This is a genomic window from Saccharothrix violaceirubra (assembly GCF_014203755.1).
GTDB lineage: Bacteria > Actinomycetota > Actinomycetes > Mycobacteriales > Pseudonocardiaceae > Actinosynnema > Actinosynnema violaceirubrum.
The window spans coordinates 5311681-5328735 of the sequence record NZ_JACHJS010000001.1 but is presented as its reverse complement, the minus strand read 5'-3'; the positions used below and the strand labels follow the sequence as shown (position 1 = coordinate 5328735).

The window sequence follows — 17055 nt, the reverse complement described above, 5'->3', positions numbered from 1 at the left end:
GTGCTCACCTCGCGAACTTGAACGTGCGGACGACCGCGTGCTCGAACCGGTTGCCCTTCGAGTCCGACCCCTTGGCGCGCAACGACACGTAGCCGCTGCCCGCCGGGGGCTTGAGCAGCACCGAGTCACCCGTGACCGGAGCCGGGGACCAGGTCTTGCCGTCGTCGTACGACACGTCGACGCCCACCTTGCGCACCTTGCCCGCGCCCGAGTCCTTGTCGAACTCGACCACGAACGGCACCCGCGCGGACCGGCCCCGCAGCGTGCCCGAGTCGTCCAGCTTCGGCGTGAACCGCACGAAACCGGCCGGGAGGGCGACGGGGGTCGTGCCGGTCGCGGTGTCGGAGCGGAAGGTCCAGCTCGCCGTCACCCGGCTCGCGTAGGCGAGCACGTCCGCCGCCGTCGTCAGGTCGATGTCGACCCGGTACTCGGCGGGACCCGCCGGCACCGGGAACTGGCCGACACCCGGCGCCTCGACCTTCGACAGGAGCTTGCCGTCGCGGTACAGCGCGACCGTGCCCTTGCCCGCGGTCCGGCCCTGGTTGCCTTCGCCGTCGACGAGCAACGACGGGCTGACCAGGAGGAGGTCCTGGTAGCGGGCGATGGACGGCAGGTACCGGTTGGCCGGCACCGCCGGACCGAACGGCGGGCGCAGGAATCGCTGCTGGTAGACGCGGCCCTTGCGGTAGTCGCGGTCGGGCGACGACCACGACGCGTCGGACCGGTCCGGCGCGGAATTCTGCTCCAGCCGCCAACCCCACCGCAGCTCGGGCGTGACGTAGTCGAGCGGCTTGCCGGACGCGGGGACCGGGTCGAGCGAGCCCCACCCGCCGGTGCCGTTCTTCGTCGTCGGGTTGGCACCGAGCAGGAACGTCCTGCCCGCCGGCGCCGCGTCCAGCGACGTCCGCACCTCGGCGAGGTCCCTGATCGACGGTGTGCGCACGAACCCGTCCGGCAGTCGGCCGACATCGGAGTACGACAACCGGTAGGTCGCCCGGTCCGAGGTGGCGGTCGTGCCGATCACGGTCTCGAACTCGGCCGCCGGCACCGCCTCGCCGAGGTGGCCGATCGCGATCGTGCCGTCGTACCCGCCGATGAACAGCACGCCCATCAGCAGCCCGTACTGGCCGTGGGTCCGCCGGTAGGTCAGCTCGCCCGGACCCTGCTTGGCGGCGGGGTCGGGCGGGGTGATCCGGACCGGCTTGGCCTTGCGCGCGTCGATTCGCACCGTGGTCGGGCCGGAGACCTGGACCTTCGGCGCCACGAGGAAGGCGCCCTTGGTCCGGCCCTGGTCGGTCACCGAGCTGTTGACCAGGTAGTCGCCCTTGGGTACGCGGGTGGTGAACGTGCCCTTGTCGCCCGGCAGGAACTTCACCGTCTGGTTGGTCAGGCCGAACACGTCGGTCGCGTGGCCCGTCGCCGGGCTGCCGTCCTGGTCGACGACCTCGAACGTGACGTCGTAGCTCTCGACCTCGCTGTCGACGCCCACGGGCGTGCGCACCGGCGTCGGCCCGCCGGTCGCGACGACCGCGCCGCCGAACGCCCCGCCGTCGGCCGTGCCGCGCGTGTCGGCGGTGACGGTGGCCGTCGCCGTGCCGCCGGCGGGCACGGTGAGTTCCTTGGGGGACACGGAGAACAGGTCCGCCGGTCCGGCCGCGTCGATCGTCAGGCGCAGCGAGATCGGCGTGGTACCCGTGTTGCGGTACTCCACCTCCTTGGTCACCGGCTTGTCGTCCTGGTGCGGCCATGCCTGGACGCCGAACGCGAGCCCGGTCGGCTCACTGGTCAGCGTCGAGTCGACGGCCTTGGTCAGGTCGATCCGGCCCGAACCCTGGTCGTACGCGCCGAGTTTCGGGTTGTACGCGGCCGTGGCGGTGAGGGCGGCCTTGATGCGGGAGCCGGTCCAGTCGGGGTGCTGCTGCGCCAGGAGCGCGGCGGCGCCGGCGACGTGCGGGGTGGCCATGGACGTGCCGCTCAGGGCGACGTGCGTGGCGTCTACCGGGTCCCCGATCTGGCCCTCGGCCGACTTGGCCGCGACGATGCCCACACCCGGCGCGGTCACGTCGGGCTTCACCCCGCCGTCAGAGCGTGGTCCTCGGCTGGAGAACACCGCGATGTCGTCGTCGCGCTCGACCGCGCCGACGGTGAGCGCGGAGTCCGCGCTGCCCGGCGAGCCGATGGTGCCCGGCCGGCCGGAGTTGCCCGCCGCCACGACGAACAGCGTGCCGGTCCGCGCCGAGAGCGAGTCGACGAGCGCCTCGATCGGGTCGGTCTCGGGGCCGTCCGGTCCGCCGAGGCTGACGTTGACCACGTCCGCGCCCTGCTCGACCACCCACGTGAGCCCGGAGATGATCCACGACTCGGCGCAGCCGCTGAGCACGCACACCTTGGCGTCGAGGATCTGCGCGTCGGGCGCCACGCCCCGGTACTTCGGGTCGTGGCTCGCGATCGTGGCCGCGACGTGCGTGCCGTGGCCGACGCGGTCGACGTTGTCGTTGTCCTCGGTGAAGTCGGCCTGGGCGAGTTCGCGGCCGGAGAGGTCGGGGTGCGCGCCGTCCACGCCCGTGTCGACGACGCCGACCTTGACGCCCTTGCCGGTCAGGCCCCGCTCCCACGCGGCGGGCGCGCCGATCTGCCTGGTGCTCTGGTCCAGCGTGGGCTGCCGCAGGCCGTCCAGCCACACCTTCTCCACGCCCGGATCGGCGACCAGCGCGGCGTACGCGGTGGCCGCCGCGGACTTCGAAGCCTTGGCGGCCAACGCACCCGGCAGCGCGTGCGTGACGCTCACGCCCGCCGCGCCGGTGCTCGCCGCCTGGAGGATCAACGGCACGGAGTCGCGGTGCGCGTCGTCGTATCGCGCGTCGATCAACCCGGTGACGTCGAACAGTCGCGGGTCGAGCTTGCCCCGTGCCAACGCGCCGTAGGCGTCGCGCGGCACGACGTGCAGGTGCCCGTCGCGTTCGAAGCGGTGGAACTCGGCCTTCTCCCGACCTGCCGCCGGTCGTACCGACACGGCGCCGCCGACCAGGGACACCCGGTCGCCGGTGAGCAGTGTGACCGTGGCGTCGGGTGTCGCGATCCGCTTGCCCGCCAAGGGGATTCCCGTCGCGGGAACCTCCGGTGGCGCGGCGGTCGCGGGCGTGGTGACCCCGACCACGAGGCCGATGGCGAGGGTGGTCGCCCCCCAGGCGACACCCCGGCCGGTCGATCTTGAACCCAGCACAGACACCTCCCGAATCCGGTGGGTACGCGTCCGAGACGCGCAATCGGGAGGACGCCGTCCGACCGCGGCGGCAGCGGTGTCCCAGTTCCCCCCAACGCCACCGAAGTTAGCCACGGGGCGCAAGCGGGTCAGCGTCGTTTCGAGGCGGCCCTGCCCCCTGGTCGGCCCAGTCGGTGGTCACGCGCGGTGACCCGACTGGCGACGCTGCGCTGTTCGCGCGGCCGGCCGGCGACCGGCCGGCCGAAGATCACTGATCCGCTCGCTGCCACCAGCGCCGTTTGGTCCGCGTCGGAAGTTCGCCCCGGTCGGCGAGCCACTCGGCGAAGGCCGCCGCGTCCTCACGCATTCGGCTGCCATCCGTTCGTGGCCGGCCCCGGCCGTAGGTGTCGAAGAGCGGACGGAAGCGTTCGCCCAACGAGTCGACCAGATCCGGGCGCAACATCGCCACGATCCCGCGCCGCTTCGACAACAGCGCCCGCGCCTCGACGGCGACGCGGTCCGGGTCGAACCCCGCCGGCACGTCGCCGTCGGCGAGCAGGGCGCGCAGCAGTTCGGCCTGGCGTCGGGCCAGTTCGGCGCGCTGGGGCGCGGTCACCGTTCGACGACCGCGCGGATCGCGGCCAGCTCGGCGGCCAGTTCCGCGTCGGACGGGTAGTCGTCGTCGCGTTCCAGCAGCACGCCCGGCGGGTCGACGCGGTCGCGCAACGCGGCCAGCACGTCGAGCACCTCGGGCAGCACGGCGTGGGCGTGCGTGTCGTGGTAGAGGCCGTTGTGCTCGACGCCGCCCGCGACGTGCACGTAAGCCAAGCGCTCCAACGGGATCTCGTCGAGGAACCGGTCCACGTCGGTACCCAGGTTGCGGGCGTTGGCGTACAGGTTGGCCACGTCGACCAGCAGGTGGATGTCGGTGCGCTCGACGAGTTCGGCCAGGAACCGGCCCTCGGACAGCTCGCCGTCGGGCCACTCCAGCAACGCGGCCACGTTCTCCAGCGCCAGCGGCACGGGCAGGTCCGGCTGGATCGACCTGACGTTGGCCACGAGCACGTCGAGCGCGTCGCGGGTGCGCGGCACGGGCATCAGGTGACCGGAGTCGAGCCCGCCCGCGCGCACGAAGCACACGTGGTCGCTGACGAACGGCGCGTCGACGGCCTCGGCGAGCGCGGCCAGGTGCGCGACCCGCTTCGGGTCGACCGGGTCGGCGCCGCCCAGCGACAGCGACACGGCGTGCGGCAGTACGGGAATGCCGCGTTCACGCAGCAGGAGCACGGATTCGGGCAGGTGCCCGACGTGCAGGTTCTCCGCGACCACCTCGACGAAGTCCACGCCGGGCAGCCGTTCCACGGTCAGGTCGATCTCCGGCCGCCACCCGATGCCGACCCCGAGTCGTTCAGTCACCGCCACCGCCTCCGCACGAGGAACCGCAGCTGCTCCCGCTGCTGCAACTGCTGCCGCTGTCGGACGAGGACGAACTGTCCGACGAGGAACTGTCCGACGACGACCCGCACCCGCTGCCCGCGCAACTCCCGCACGAGCTGTAGACCCCGCCGCCGCACGAGTCCGACGACGACGTCGTGGTCGACCGCTTCTTGCTGCGCCGCCGCAACGTCGAGGCCGCCGGGGCGAGCCCGAGCAGGTCGCACACGCGCAGACTCCCGACCCGGCCGAGCAGACCCTTGTACGCCACCAGGTGCAGCCGGCTCGCGGGCGTCGCGTACCGGGCCAGGTCGCGCACCTCGGCACGCCCGCGGCCGGTCAACGGTCCCCGCAGCTTCCCCGCGAAGTAGCGCACGAACAGCATCGCCACGACCACGCCGATGCACAGCAGGACCTGGACGTGCGTGATCAGGACCGTGAGCAGGGCCGCGATGCCGACCAGCAACGCGAGCACGCGCGTGGTCTTCGCGAGCGCCCGCCGCGTCGGCGACACCAGCAGTCCCCGGTCCAGCAGGTGGCGACGCAACCCCCGCGCTTCCGCGCTCGCCGCGACGGCCTGGACCAGTTCGCCGAACGGCCGCGACGCCGACCGCAGCGCGGCCGACTGGATCGGAGTCCACGAGCGCGGCGGCCCGCTGACCGGGCGCACCACGCCGCTGCGCGACAGGCGCAGCGCGCCCGCGTCGAGCAACGACACGACCGCGACCTCGGCCGCCCGCCCCGGCCCGCCGGCCAGGAACCCCTGCTCTTCCGGCCACAGTCGTGCCGGACCCGCCGTGACCGTCATCGGCCATCCCGCCTCTCCCCGGTGGTACCGCCGCCTGTGACGGACCGGCGCCACGCCTGGTTCCCGCGCAGCGTAAAGGTGTGACCAGCGAAAACGATGATCCGTCACGGAGGCGGTCCGGCCGTGTGCGGTGCGCGGTCGGACCGTGTCCGATTCGTCCGACGATGGGGGATCAGCTGCCCCCGCCCCCACCGCAGCCGCCCCCACCGCCGCAACCACTGCCACCGCCGCAGCCCGACGAACTGCACCCGCTGCCCGACCCGCACGCCGCGCCGGCGCCGGCGCCGTACGCCGCCGCGGTGGACCTGCCGCCACCATTCGTTCGCGGCAGGGGCCGACCGGCCACGTACGCGTCCCGCACCTCCGGGTCCGGGTGGCGTTCGATGCCGTGGAGGGCGACCGGTTCGACTCCCCCCGCCGAGCCGGTCGCCCTCCAGCCCCCGACACCCGCACTCGTGCGGGTCCGCGCCACCACCCGGGAACCCCGGGCGGTGAGTCCCACGGCGATCACCTTCGGCAGCGCGGCCAGCAGGACGCCGGTCAGCACGAGGTGCACCGACAGCCACCCGACCGGCCCGCCGACCGTGAGTTCCGACGCCCACCGGGCCAGGCCGACCGCGAACAGCAGGGCCAGCGGGAGCAGTGAGAGGACGGCCGACCGCAACGCCCGGCGCGGGTCGGCCAGCAGACCGGCCTCGACGGCACGTCCGGTGGCCAGGCGCACGGCCTCCGCGTGCCGGACGGTGTGGACCTGGCCCCACAGCGTCTTGCGGGCCAGGACGAGCGGCGGCCGTTCCACGTCGCGCAGCACACTGCGCGCGATCGGATCCCGTGCGGACGGGACACCCTGGGTGGCGGTCACGGTGCCGTCACGCGTGAGCCGCACATCTCCCGCGGCGATCAGTTCGGCCAGCGCGGTCTCGGCGACGCGTCGTGCGCCACCGACCAGCACGGCCAGCACGTGGACGTCGGGTGCGCCGGCGGGGGCGTCGTCCGACTGCCCCCGCAGGCGCACCCTGATCAGGATCGCGATCACGATCGTCACGGCGAGCGCGATCCAGTAAAGCTCGAAGAACCCCTGTTCCGTAATTCCCCACGGACGCTCCACGATCCACCCCCTGCGGACCTCGGCGGTTCGTCCGCCGGTCAGGAGGCAATGGTGTGCGCCGCTTCACACCCCAGCAAGAGTGCTTGAGCAACCCTTAGGGTTGCGGTAAAGGGGATTCAGGAGGACGACGCGCCGTCGACGCCGCCGGAGCCCTCACCGTCGGTGCCCTTGAACAGATGCATGTTTCCTCCATGGTGTGGTAACGGACATCATTCGGAGCAGCACTGGTCAGTCTGTCGGACCGGCGGTGGTTTCGACCAGACGCAAGCTGATGGAGTTGATGCAGTAGCGCTGGTCCGTCGGAGTCGCATAGCCCTCACCCTCGAAAACGTGCCCGAGGTGGCTGTGGCATGTGGCGCAGAGCACTTCCGTGCGCACCATGCCGAGCGCGCGGTCCTCGCGCAGGAGCACCGAGTCCCCGGCCAGCGGCGAGAAGAACGACGGCCACCCGCAGTGGGAGTCGAACTTCGTGTCGCTGCGGAACAACTCGGCGTCGCACGCGCGGCACGAGTAGACGCCTTCGGTCTTGGTGTCGGTGTACTCGCCGGTCCACGCACGTTCGGTGCCGGCTTGCCGCAGCACCGCGTACTCCTGCGGCGTCAGGGTCTCGCGCCACTCCGCTTCGGAGCGCACCACCTTCGGGGTCGCGCCGACGACTGGTTCCATACCTCCACGTTAAACGAAGAACACGGACAGGATCTGGCCCAGGTAGAACCACACGCTGACCCCTACGCCGAGCAGGATCAGCAGCACGATGAGCACGGCGGTCTGCCGGCGCAGTCCGCCCGCGCGGTTGGCCGAGTCGGCGAAGTGCTCCACCCCGGCCAGCGACCCCTCGACCGTGAAGGTCGGGTGCTCCCGGTGCATCCGGTCGAGGTGGGCGGCGAAGGCCCGCGTCTCCGGGTCGTCCGGGTCGAGGCCGATGAGTTCGTCGTCGAACCTGTCGTCGGGGGAACCCCCGGGTCGGGAACTGCCCATGGGCCCAGGGTAATGCCGATTTCACCCCGTGAGAGCGGCCGAAGGTCGGACCGCACCGACCGTGCGACCGTGCCCGAGCACCGGGACCGTCGCCAGGTCCGCGGGCGCGTCCACGCCCAGGGCGCGCAACGCCGCCACCAGCACGACGCCCTGTGCGCGGCGGGCGCCGTCGGCGATCTTGCACGCGGCGGCCGACCCGTCGGGCAGGCCGATCGCGAACACGCCCTCGGCGCCGTCCTTGGCCACCGCGCCGGGCACGCCGTGCATGAGCCGGGTGACGTCGCGGCCGGTGCCGCCGACCCACTCGGGGTAGGTGGTCATCGCGTGCGCGACCGTGTGCTCGTCGGTGCCGGGCGCGGCCGACGCGAGCCGGCCGAACCCGCGGGCCAGGCCCGCGAGGGTGATGCCGAACAGGGGAGCGCCGCAGCCGTCCACGCCGACGGCGCCGACCGGTTCGCTCGCGCACTCCTCGACCGTCGCCCGGATCGCGAGCTGGAGCGGGTGGTCGAGGTCGAGGTAGTCCGCGGTCGACCAGCCGTTGACCACGCAGGTCGCGAGCATGGCGGCGTGCTTGCCCGAGCAGTTCATCGTGATCGGCTCCGGCCCGCGCCCGGCCGCGAGGTGCGCGTGCAGGGCGTGCTCGCCGATCGGGAGTTCGGGGGTGCAGCGCAACGCGTCGACGTCCAGGCCCGCGCGGCCGAGGATGCGGCGGACGCCGTCGAGGTGGAAGTGCTCGCCGGAGTGGCTCGCGCAGGCCAGGGCGAGCAGCTCGGCGCGTTCGGCGTATCCGGCCCGGACCAGGGCCAACGCCTGGAACGGCTTGTTCGCCGAGCGGGGGAACGCCACGGCGGCGGGCTGGCCCACGCTCAGCCGCGTGGTGCCGTCCGGGGCGAGGACGACCACCGAACCGTGGTGCACGGACTCCAGGAACTCGCCCCGCCACACCTCGGCGACCAGCTCGTGAGCCATGCTCTCCTCCTCTATGCTGTCGTCTGTCGACAGTCAACAACACGGCCGCCGACGGGCGCTAGGAGACTTCGATGACATCCCCGCTCCACCTCAGCCTCGCCGCGCAGGCCGTCGAGATCCTGCGCGAGCTGGTGCTGACCGGTGAGCTGCCGCCCGGCAGCCGGGTGAACGAGGTCGGGATCGCGCAGCGGCTCGGCATTTCCCGGGGCCCGTTGCGCGAGGCGATCCGCCATTTGGCGTCCGAGGGATTGCTCGTCCTGGTTCCGCACCGGGGCGCGCACGTGCCTTCGGCGGACGTGTCGGAAGTCCGAGCGTTGTTCGAATTGCGCACCGCATTGGAATGCGCGGCGGCCGAACTCGCCGCGAGCCGCCGGACGGACACCGACGTCATCCGCCTGAAAGCGGTGTGCGAATCGTCCCGCCAGGCGCACACCGCGGGCGACAAATTCCCCTACCGGCTCGACCTCGCATTCCACCAGGCGCTTTTGGACGCGGCCCGCTCGCCGCGGATCGCCGAACAGGTGCGGCTCGTGCAGCAACGCGTCGTGCTCCTGCGCAGCGGCCTGCGCGACGACCCGCCGCACCAGCACGCGTCGCTGGACGACCACGACTCGCTCGTGGTGGCGGTCGAGGCCGGCGACCCGACGCGGGCCGCCGACGTGATGCGCCGCCACCTCGCCCGCGTGTGCGCCCAGATGCTCACCTCCCTCGGCTGAGCCCCGCGAGTCATGCGTTCGGACACCGCGAAACATGCACTCAAGCACCCCGGCACGCGCACTCCGGCACCTCCGACTACGCACTCGGGTGGCCCCGAACCACGCGTCCTGGCATCCCGCCCGCCTTCCGCCCGACCGCTGTCGGTGGTCGGGGTTAGGCTCCGGACGTGGCTGCCAAGGCTGAGGAACTCCAGGTCGGGGACCGGGTCGTGCGGGTGTCCAACCCGGACAAGGTCTACTTCCCCGAGCGCGGCATCACCAAGATCGAGGTGGTCCGGTACTACCTCGCGGTCGCCGAGCCGCTGCTGCGCGTGTTGCGCGACCGGCCGACGACGTTGAAGCGGTACGTGGACGGCGTCGAGGGCGAGTGGTTCTACCAGAAGCGGCTGCCCAAGGGCGTGCCCGACTGGGTGGGCACCGCGCGGGTCCGGTTCCCGTCCGGGCGGCCCGCCGACGAGGTCTGCCCGACCGAGCCCGCCGTGCTGGCGTGGGCGGCGAACCTGGGCACGTTCGACTTCCACCCGTGGCCGGTGCGTGCCGCCGACACCGACCGGCCCGACGAGCTGCGGGTCGACCTCGATCCCCAGCCCGGCACGGACTTCCGGGACGCGGTGCGGGTCGCCGAAGTGCTGCGCGAGGTGCTCGACGAGCTGGGCATGGTCGGCTACCCCAAGACGTCCGGCGGGCGCGGCGTGCACGTGGCCGTGCGCATCCGTCCGGAGTGGGACTTCGTCGACGTGCGGCACGCGGTGATCGCGCTGGCCCGCGAGGTCGAGCGGCGGATGCCGGACCGGGCGACCACGTCGTGGTGGAAGGAGGAACGCGGCGAGCGCGTGTTCCTGGACTTCAACCAGGCCGCCCGGGACCGCACGATCGCGTCCGCGTGGTCGGTGCGCGGCACCCCGCGCGCCACGGTCTCCACCCCGGTCACCTGGGCGACGCTGTCCACAGTGGACCCGGACGACTTCGACGTCCGCACCGTGCCCGCCTACCTGGCCGACGACGGCGACCCGCACGCCACGCTCGACGACACCGCGTACGGCCTGGAGACCCTCCTGGAGTGGTACGCCGCCGACCCCCGGGGCGAACTCCCGTACCCGCCCGACTACCCGAAGATGCCCGGCGAGCCACCCCGCGTGCAGCCGTCGAAAGCCCGCAAAACGGAATAGCGCTCGAGCGCTGTCCGATAGCGTCGATCGGGTGACGTTCCCCCTCGCGGACACCGAAGAGCGGTTCGAGGCAGTGGTCGACGACGAGAGTGCCCTGAGGCCCGGCGTCGACCGGTTGCTGGGCCGGCTCGACCTGCGCGGCGAGCCGGTCCGCTACCCCGACGGGTCGCTGCCCGTCTACCGGGTCGGCGAGCACGTGCTCAAGCTGTTCCCGGCCGTGCACCTCGAAGAGCTGCCCACCGAGCGGGACGTGTTGCGTGCCGTCCACGGCCGGCTGCCGGTGCCGACGCCCGCGGTGCGCGAGGCCGGCGAGGTCGACGGCTGGGGTTACGTCCTCATGGAACGGCTGCGCGGCACGGGACTCGTCGAGGTGTGGCCGACGCTCGACGCCGCCGGTCGCGAGTCGGTCGCGCGTCAGGTCGGCGAGGCGCTGGCCGTGCTGCACGACCTGCCCTCGCCGGTCGACCACCCGGCCGACTGGTCGTCCTTCGTCGCCGCGCGACGGGTCGCACCGCGCCGGCCGGTCGACCCGGCGTGGGCCGACCGGGTGGACGAGTTCCTGGACCGGGTCGACCTCGGCGCCGACGAACCGGTGTTGGCGCACACCGAGGTGATGAGCGCGCACCTGCTCGTCGAGGGCACCCGGCTCACCGGTCTGATCGACTTCGAGCCCGCGATGCGCGCGGCCCGCGAGTACGAGTTCGTCGCGACCGGGATCTTCCTCACCCGCGGCGACCAGGCGGCGAACCGGGCGCTCTACACCGGCTACGGTCGGCCGGTCGACCCGCTGCGCGTCATGGCGTACACGCTGCTGCACGTCTACAGCAACCTCGCCTGGTACCTGCGGGAGGTGCCGCCGCCCGCGGACGTCGACACCCTGGACGCCTTGGCGCGGCACTGGTTCGGCAGTGCCCCTGTCCGGCCGTCCTCTCGTACGATGGACGCGGACGCCGAAGCGAGGGAGGCACGACCATGACGCACGCGTACGTGGTGCGGTACGTCGGCGGGCCCCTCGACGGTCGGGTCGACTCCGTGCCGAGGCCGGCCGAGTCGCCCAAGCCGACCGTGACCCACGTGCACCTGCACGGCGGGCCGAAGATCGTGCACCACTACGACCTGCGCTACGCCGTCGAGTACGGCTGCGAGTACCACCTGCGCACCGAGGACGAGTCCGCCGGATAGTCCGCCGGATAGTCCACTGTGGACCAGTGATGGTCCGTCCGGACCAACCGCCCCGACCGCCGCTGCGGAACTGTCGGTGCCATAGGGCAAGCTGCACTGCGACGCATCATGATCGCAGTGGAGGTACCGATGGCGAAGTCCTTGTCACCGGAGGATGTCGACCAGCTGCGCGCCGAACTCGCCGCGGGCCGCCCACCCGCCGTCTGGTTCACCGCCGCGGCGGTGGGCGTGGAGGCGGGCCGGTCGGCGAAGGTCGTCGCGTTCACGGAGCCCGCGGAGGGAGATTTCATCCAGGTCCGCCCGACCGGGACGAAGGACGAGCTGTCGTTCTCGCCGGCCGAGCTGACCGTGGAGAAACCCGCGCCGCGCAAGAAGGTCGTGGCCGAACCGAAACCGGCCCGGGAGGAGTCCGTCCCGGCGGCGCCGGCGCCCGAGGAGCCGATCTACACACCGGTGGAGTACCCGTACGAGCCCGTGCCACCGGAGAAGCCGGAGAAGCCCACGAAGCAGAAGTCCGCGCCCCGCAAGCAGTCCCGCCCGCCCGGCGGCGAGGTGACGATCACGCTCACGTCCACGCCCGAGGGCGAGTGGACGGTCGATCTCCAGTGGGGGAGCAGACGTCCGCTCCGGGCGACGCCCGTGCCCCCGGCGGCCGTGGGCCGTGCGGCACGCCAACTCCTGCCCGAGGTGGCCGAGGCCGTGGACGCCGTGATCGAGACCGCACGGGAACGACACCTGGCCAGGGTCGTGCAGTTGCGAGCGGAACTCGAAGAAGCCCAGCGGGCACTGGAGGAACTCGACGGCTGATCAATCGCCACTCTATGCAACTCACACTCGCTCTCCGTAGGACATTCGGGTGAGAGGGCTTTCCCCGAGCGGTCGTATGGCCGACTGTGAAGTGGCACAGGTTCGGTCCGATGTCCGTTCACTCCACCGGGAGGCCGCCATGACGGTAGAGACCACGACCACCGAGACCGCCCAGCTCGACGGGTGCGGTTGCTGCACCGGATGCACGGGACCCGGCTGCGGGTGCTGCTCCAGCTGCTAGACCCCATCGACCGGCCCCGGTGTCCCGCAGGACACCGGGGCCGCTCCGCGAGAGCGGCGAAAACCCCGCGACAGGCGGGAAACCGCGAAAATCGGAACAAGCCTCACCGCTCGAAGCCCGGCTCCCAGGGCCCTCGACCCCGAAGTCCCAAGCCCCACCGCACAGCGGCAGGGACCGGGGGCACGACACCCTCCCCGGCGGCGAGCGACGCTTGAAAGCTCGTAACGCCCCGCACCGACGACCACCTTTTCAAGGCTTCCCGGCTCAACCCCGCCCGCACGCCACCGCACGAAGAATCAGGGCGGGCAGGACATCCCCGACGTAGGCACCTTCGCGCTCACCAGGAACTGCTCCACCGCCGACGTGGCACAAGAAGACCGCCCCACGGCCCCGTGCCCCCCGCCCGACCAGTCCACCCGGACCCCGGCGGGCAACGCCTGAGCCGCCCGCTCCGACCCCGACTTCGGCGTCACCGGATCGTCCGCGGTCGTCACCACCAGGACCGGCGGCGCCGAAGCGATCTTGGCCGGCTTGGGGTTCTGCGGCACCGGGAACGGCCCGCACCGCAGCAACTGCCGCGCGAAGTATGCGCCGAACAGCGGATGCTTCCCCTGCCAGTCCGTCGCCATGGCCGCTACCCGCTCCGGCGGCAACCGCGTAGCGGTGTCGTTGCACTCGGTGACCAGCCCGGCATCCAATCGAGGCGGGTTCTCGCTGTCCCCCGTCACGATCGGGCGCAAGAACGCGGCGAACGGTTCGGCGTTCCCGCCCTCCGCCGCCACGATCGCGTCCGCCAACGCCGGCCACGCCCCCCGGTCCGCCAACCCGGCCAGCACCGCGACCGTGGCCGTGCCGGGCGTCAGGTCGAAGTCGTAGCCGCGGATCGGCCGCGTGCGCAACGTGCTCAGCAACGCCGTGAACCGCTTGGTGGCATCCGCGCCCAACGCACAGGACCGCACCACGCAGTCCTTTTCGAACGCCGCGAACGTCGACTCGGCCGACACCGCTTTGGCCTCGGTCACACCGGCCACGTCCAGCGCCGGGTCGGGCGCGCCGTCGAACACCAGCCGCCCGACGCGCTCGGGGTAGCGGCTCGCGTACAGGGTCAGCACCTTCGACCCGTCACCGATGCCGATCGCGTTCAGGTGGTCGACGCCCATCGCCTCGCGGAGCTGTTCGAGGTCCGCCGCCGCGCGCCACGAGTCCACGGCGGGCAGCCGGTTCTCCAGGTCGAGCACGCAGTCCTGGCTCGCCCGGCCGATGTCCTCCAGCAGGTCCTCCTGGGACTGCTCGGCGGGGTCGGCCTCGACGATGCCCAGGCGCGCGATCTCCGGCACGCACTGCACACCGTCCGAATTTCCCGTCCCCCGACGGTCGACACCGATCAGGGTGAACGTGCTCAACAGGGACGGGGGCAGCGTGGCGGCCAGGCGTGCCGCCTTGAGCGTGCCCGGTTCGCCGTCCGGATCGCCGATCACGACCAGCGGGCTCTTGCCCGTGCCGATGCCCAGCAGCGCCATGCCGAGACTGCCCCGACCCGGCCGCGACGGCATGTCCAGCCGCACGGTCAGCCGCGCGCACCGGTAAGCCCAGTCGCCCGCCGGCGCCGTGCCGCCCATCCGGTCCTTCGTGGCCTCGACGCAGCCCGACCACGTGATGCCGGTCGGGTCCATGTCGTCCAGCGGCGGGGTCTCGCGTGGCCCGGCGGGCACCGCCGCGCCGGTGGTCTCCCCGTCACCCTGCACGGCGATCACCGGCCGGTTCGACGGTCCGGCGCTGCACGCCGCCAGCGCGCTCAAGGCCGCCATCACCAAGGCGGCATGACGCACACGCGGCACAGTCGTCCCTCGCTCTCTCCCGACGGGTGCGGACCAGCCTCACACAATTCAGGTGAGACTTCGGTGAGCGGAGCAGCGATGATGGTCCCCGTGGTGATGGCGACGGCGCACGGCACTCCTCGGCGGCGACACCCGGCCGGGGGACCGCCGGCCCTGGCCTCCCGGGCGTTCCGCGCGATCCCGCCGCCGGCCCTGGTGCTGCTGGGCGTGATCACGGTCCAGGTCGGCGCGGCCGTGGCCAAGCGGCTGTTCGCGGTCGCGGGTCCGGGCGGCGCGGTCACGCTGCGGCTGGTGTTCGCGGCGCTGATCCTCGTGCTGATCTGGCGGCCGTCGCTGCGGCTCGATCCGCGCACTTACGCCGTGGTGGCCGGCTACGGGCTGGTCCTGGGCGCGATGAACCTGACCTTCTACCACGCCATCGAGCACATCCCGCTGGGCGCGGCCGTGACGATCGAGTTCCTCGGCCCGTTGGCGGTCGCGGTGCTGGGGTCACGGCGGTGGCTCGACGGCCTGTGGGCGTTGCTGGCGGCGGCCGGCGTGGTGCTGCTCACCCGGGCCGAAGGCGGTCTGTCCCTGGTGGGCGTCGGGTTCGCGCTCGCGGCGGCCGTGTGCTGGGCCGGTTACATCCTGCTGGCCGCGAAGCTCGGCGACCGCACGTCCGACGGTCGGGGCCTGGCGCTGGCCATGGTGTTCGGCGCGCTGCTCGCGCTGCCGTTCGGCGTCGGCCAGGCCGGGGCGGCGATGCTCCAGCCGTCGGTGTTGATCGCGGGCGTCGCGGTCGCGCTGCTGTCGTCGGTGATCCCGTACTCGTTGGAGCTGGAGGCGTTGCGCAAGATCCCGCCGCGCGTCTTCGGCATCCTGATGAGCCTGGAACCGGCGGTCGCCGCGCTCGCCGGACTGGTCGTGCTGCACGAGGCGTTGCGGCCTACGCAGTGGATCGCCGTGTGCTGCGTGGTGCTCGCGTCCGTCGGCGCGACGCGATCGGCCCGGCCGGACGTCTGATCTCACCCGATCGAAGGTGCCTGAACGCGTGTTTCGGGGTGCCTGAGTGGAGGACTCGCGGGTCAGGGTTGCCGGGGGTCGCGTTCCACGGTGCCGTCGACGAGGTCCTGGCCGCGCGCCTCGAACACCGTCGCGTAGGTGCGCGAGTACTTGTCGTACACGTCGACCGCACCCGAAGCCCCGGCGCGGGCGAGTTCGCCCCGGTACTCGTCGCGCAACCGGCGCATGGTGTTCACGTCCGCCCGTCGCTTCTGCGAGTGCAGGTACGGCTTGAACGTCACGTTGAGCCCGCCGACCACGGCGGCGATCAACAGCAACGCCTTGCCCAGCATGGTCTCCGAGGTCGTGAACCCGACCGCGAGCACGGCCGGCACGAGGATCAGCACCACGGTGTAAAGGACGCCCGTGGTGCGGTGCACCTGACGCCACATCGTCATGCGCCGGTAGTCGCGCAGCATCCGGTCGTCCAGTTCGCGCACGAGCGCGGCCACGTCTTCCGCCATGACCATGACGGTGGCACCGAAGTCAGGCGGGACGCACCTCGCCACGCAACACCGAGTCCACGTCGTAACGCGCGGGCCGGTCCAACTGGTCGTAGCGGCACGACTCCGGGGTGCGGTCGGGCCGCCACCGCCGGAACTGCCCGTTGTGCCGCAACCGCACCGGTTCCTGGCCTTCGGTCTGCGAGTACGCGATCTCCAGCACGCGCTCGGGCCGCACCGGCACCCAGTCCGCCTGCGCCGACCGCCACCGGTTGATCTCGCCGGGCAGCCGCCGCCCGTCCGGCTCGACCAGCCACGGGTGGTCCGCCGCGACGATCGACGACGTGAACTCCGCCGCCAGCGCCCGGCGTTCGGCCGCCTTGAACGACCCGACCACGCCGACGTGGTTGAGCACGCCCCGGTCGTCGTGCAGACCGAGCAGCAGCGACCCGACGGCGGTCCCGGGCTCGGTGTTCTTGTGCCACCGCAACCCGGCGACCACGCACTCGGCGGTGCGGGCGTGCTTCACCTTGACCATGACCCGCTTGCCGGGCTGGTAGCCGGACCCGGCGGGCTTGCCGATCACGCCGTCCAGACCCGCGCCCTCGAACAGGCCGAACCACTGCGCCGCCAGGTCCGCGTCGGTCGTCGCGGGTGTCAGGTACAGCGAATCCCCCGGCGTGATCGCCTTTTCCAGGCGGGCGCGACGGTCCACGCACGGCACGTCCAGCAGCACGTCGTCGTCGACCGCGAGCAGGTCGAACGCCACGAAACTCGCGGGCGTGGACTCGGCCAGCAGCCTGATCCGGCTCGCGGCCGGGTGGATGCGCTCGGACAACGCGTCGAAGTCGAGCTTGTCGTCCTTGGCCACGACGAGTTCGCCGTCGACCACGATCCGGTCCGGCAGCGTCCGCTTCAACGCCGCGACGACCTCGGGGAAGTACCGGTCGAGCGGTTTCCCGCTGCGCGACTGGAGCGTGATGTCGTCGCCGTCGCGGAACACCAGGCAGCGGTAGCCGTCCCACTTCGGCTCGAACACGAGGTCGGAGTCGGTCGGGATGGCGTCGACCGCGGTGGCCAGCATCGGCTGCACGGGAGGGCTCAACGGGAGTGCCACGT

General features: G+C 72.3%; 17 protein-coding genes. 6 read left to right on the top strand and 11 right to left on the bottom strand.

The window, feature by feature from the left end; all coding sequences use genetic code 11:
* Window positions 1-4: 4 nt before the first annotated feature.
* From F4559_RS24270 to F4559_RS24235, 8 genes are all read right to left on the bottom strand, one after another.
* Window positions 5-3223, bottom strand: coding sequence for a S8 family serine peptidase (locus tag F4559_RS24270; RefSeq protein ID WP_312865799.1), 3219 nt, complete (start codon window positions 3221-3223; stop codon window positions 5-7).
* A gap of 247 nt (window positions 3224-3470) precedes the next feature.
* Entirely contained in the window at window positions 3471-3818 is a 348-nt protein-coding gene (locus F4559_RS24265) for an SCO6045 C-terminal-like domain-containing protein (protein WP_184672365.1), read from the bottom strand.
* Window positions 3815-4618 (bottom strand): MbnB/TglH/ChrH family RiPP precursor modification enzyme, encoded by an 804-nt coding sequence (locus tag F4559_RS24260; RefSeq protein WP_184672363.1) that lies wholly within the window; start codon window positions 4616-4618, stop codon window positions 3815-3817. The genes F4559_RS24265 and F4559_RS24260 overlap by 4 nt, the downstream gene beginning before the upstream one ends.
* Window positions 4611-5444 carry a TIGR04222 domain-containing membrane protein gene (locus F4559_RS24255; RefSeq protein ID WP_184672361.1) on the bottom strand — a complete coding sequence of 278 codons (834 nt, stop codon included), beginning with the start codon at window positions 5442-5444 and terminating at the stop codon, window positions 4611-4613. The genes F4559_RS24260 and F4559_RS24255 overlap by 8 nt, the downstream gene beginning before the upstream one ends.
* Before the next feature lie 172 nt (window positions 5445-5616).
* The gene (locus F4559_RS24250) at window positions 5617-6552 is read right to left on the bottom strand and encodes a TIGR04222 domain-containing membrane protein (protein WP_184672359.1); all 936 of its coding nucleotides are present in this window, start codon (window positions 6550-6552) and stop codon (window positions 5617-5619) included.
* 228 nt (window positions 6553-6780) lie between these two features.
* On the bottom strand, window positions 6781-7218 hold the full coding sequence (gene msrB, locus F4559_RS24245) for a peptide-methionine (R)-S-oxide reductase MsrB (protein WP_184672357.1): 438 nt from the start codon (window positions 7216-7218) through the stop codon (window positions 6781-6783).
* Between the two features lie 9 nt (window positions 7219-7227).
* On the bottom strand, window positions 7228-7530 hold the full coding sequence (locus F4559_RS24240; RefSeq protein WP_184672355.1) for a hypothetical protein: 303 nt from the start codon (window positions 7528-7530) through the stop codon (window positions 7228-7230).
* Between the two features lie 21 nt (window positions 7531-7551).
* Complete coding sequence (locus F4559_RS24235; RefSeq protein ID WP_184672353.1) at window positions 7552-8499, bottom strand: asparaginase; 948 nt, start codon at window positions 8497-8499, stop codon at window positions 7552-7554.
* A 71-nt stretch (window positions 8500-8570) separates the two neighbouring features.
* Between F4559_RS24235 and F4559_RS24230 the strand changes: the two genes are divergently transcribed.
* The 5 genes from F4559_RS24230 (at window position 8571) to F4559_RS24210 (ending at window position 12373) form a co-directional block, all read left to right on the top strand.
* Window positions 8571-9215 (top strand): GntR family transcriptional regulator, encoded by a 645-nt coding sequence (locus F4559_RS24230; RefSeq protein ID WP_184672351.1) that lies wholly within the window; start codon window positions 8571-8573, stop codon window positions 9213-9215.
* Between the two features lie 167 nt (window positions 9216-9382).
* A complete protein-coding gene (ligD, locus tag F4559_RS24225; protein ID WP_184672349.1) occupies window positions 9383-10384 on the top strand; it encodes a non-homologous end-joining DNA ligase in 1002 nt (333 codons plus the stop codon).
* 31 nt (window positions 10385-10415) lie between these two features.
* On the top strand, window positions 10416-11360 hold the full coding sequence (locus F4559_RS24220; protein ID WP_184672347.1) for an aminoglycoside phosphotransferase family protein: 945 nt from the start codon (window positions 10416-10418) through the stop codon (window positions 11358-11360).
* Complete coding sequence (locus F4559_RS24215) at window positions 11357-11566, top strand: DUF8847 domain-containing protein (protein WP_184672345.1); 210 nt, start codon at window positions 11357-11359, stop codon at window positions 11564-11566. The genes F4559_RS24220 and F4559_RS24215 overlap by 4 nt, the downstream gene beginning before the upstream one ends.
* A 129-nt stretch (window positions 11567-11695) precedes the next feature.
* Window positions 11696-12373 carry a DUF6319 family protein gene (locus F4559_RS24210; RefSeq protein WP_184672343.1) on the top strand — a complete coding sequence of 226 codons (678 nt, stop codon included), beginning with the start codon at window positions 11696-11698 and terminating at the stop codon, window positions 12371-12373.
* 537 nt (window positions 12374-12910) lie between these two features.
* Here F4559_RS24210 and F4559_RS24205 read toward each other — a convergent pair.
* On the bottom strand, window positions 12911-14443 hold the full coding sequence (locus F4559_RS24205; RefSeq protein WP_312865798.1) for an alpha/beta hydrolase: 1533 nt from the start codon (window positions 14441-14443) through the stop codon (window positions 12911-12913).
* Window positions 14444-14533: 90 nt separating this feature from the next.
* On the opposite strand from F4559_RS24205, the gene F4559_RS24200 reads away from it, so the two are divergent.
* Entirely contained in the window at window positions 14534-15454 is a 921-nt protein-coding gene (locus tag F4559_RS24200; protein ID WP_184676152.1) for an EamA family transporter, read from the top strand.
* Between the two features lie 62 nt (window positions 15455-15516).
* Here F4559_RS24200 and F4559_RS24195 read toward each other — a convergent pair whose 3' ends face one another.
* On the bottom strand, window positions 15517-15957 hold the full coding sequence (locus F4559_RS24195) for a hypothetical protein (protein ID WP_184672339.1): 441 nt from the start codon (window positions 15955-15957) through the stop codon (window positions 15517-15519).
* 22 nt (window positions 15958-15979) lie between these two features.
* A complete protein-coding gene (locus tag F4559_RS24190; protein WP_184672336.1) occupies window positions 15980-17053 on the bottom strand; it encodes an ATP-dependent DNA ligase in 1074 nt (357 codons plus the stop codon).
* Window positions 17054-17055: the final 2 nt, after the last annotated feature.

Bases quoted from the DNA above. Each gene is read 5' to 3' on its own strand.
- F4559_RS24200 (WP_184676152.1), top strand. From the start codon at position 14,534: ATGGTCCCCGTGGTGATGGCGACGGCGCACGGCACTCCTCGGCGGCGA.
- F4559_RS24230 (WP_184672351.1), top strand. From the start codon at position 8,571: ATGACATCCCCGCTCCACCTCAGCCTCGCCGCGCAGGCCGTCGAGATC.
- F4559_RS24215 (WP_184672345.1), top strand. From the start codon at position 11,357: ATGACGCACGCGTACGTGGTGCGGTACGTCGGCGGGCCCCTCGACGGT.
- F4559_RS24195 (WP_184672339.1), bottom strand. From the start codon at position 15,957: ATGGCGGAAGACGTGGCCGCGCTCGTGCGCGAACTGGACGACCGGATG.
- F4559_RS24210 (WP_184672343.1), top strand. From the start codon at position 11,696: ATGGCGAAGTCCTTGTCACCGGAGGATGTCGACCAGCTGCGCGCCGAA.
- F4559_RS24240 (WP_184672355.1), bottom strand. From the start codon at position 7,530: ATGGGCAGTTCCCGACCCGGGGGTTCCCCCGACGACAGGTTCGACGAC.
- F4559_RS24235 (WP_184672353.1), bottom strand. From the start codon at position 8,499: ATGGCTCACGAGCTGGTCGCCGAGGTGTGGCGGGGCGAGTTCCTGGAG.
- msrB (WP_184672357.1), bottom strand. From the start codon at position 7,218: ATGGAACCAGTCGTCGGCGCGACCCCGAAGGTGGTGCGCTCCGAAGCG.
- F4559_RS24255 (WP_184672361.1), bottom strand. From the start codon at position 5,444: ATGACGGTCACGGCGGGTCCGGCACGACTGTGGCCGGAAGAGCAGGGG.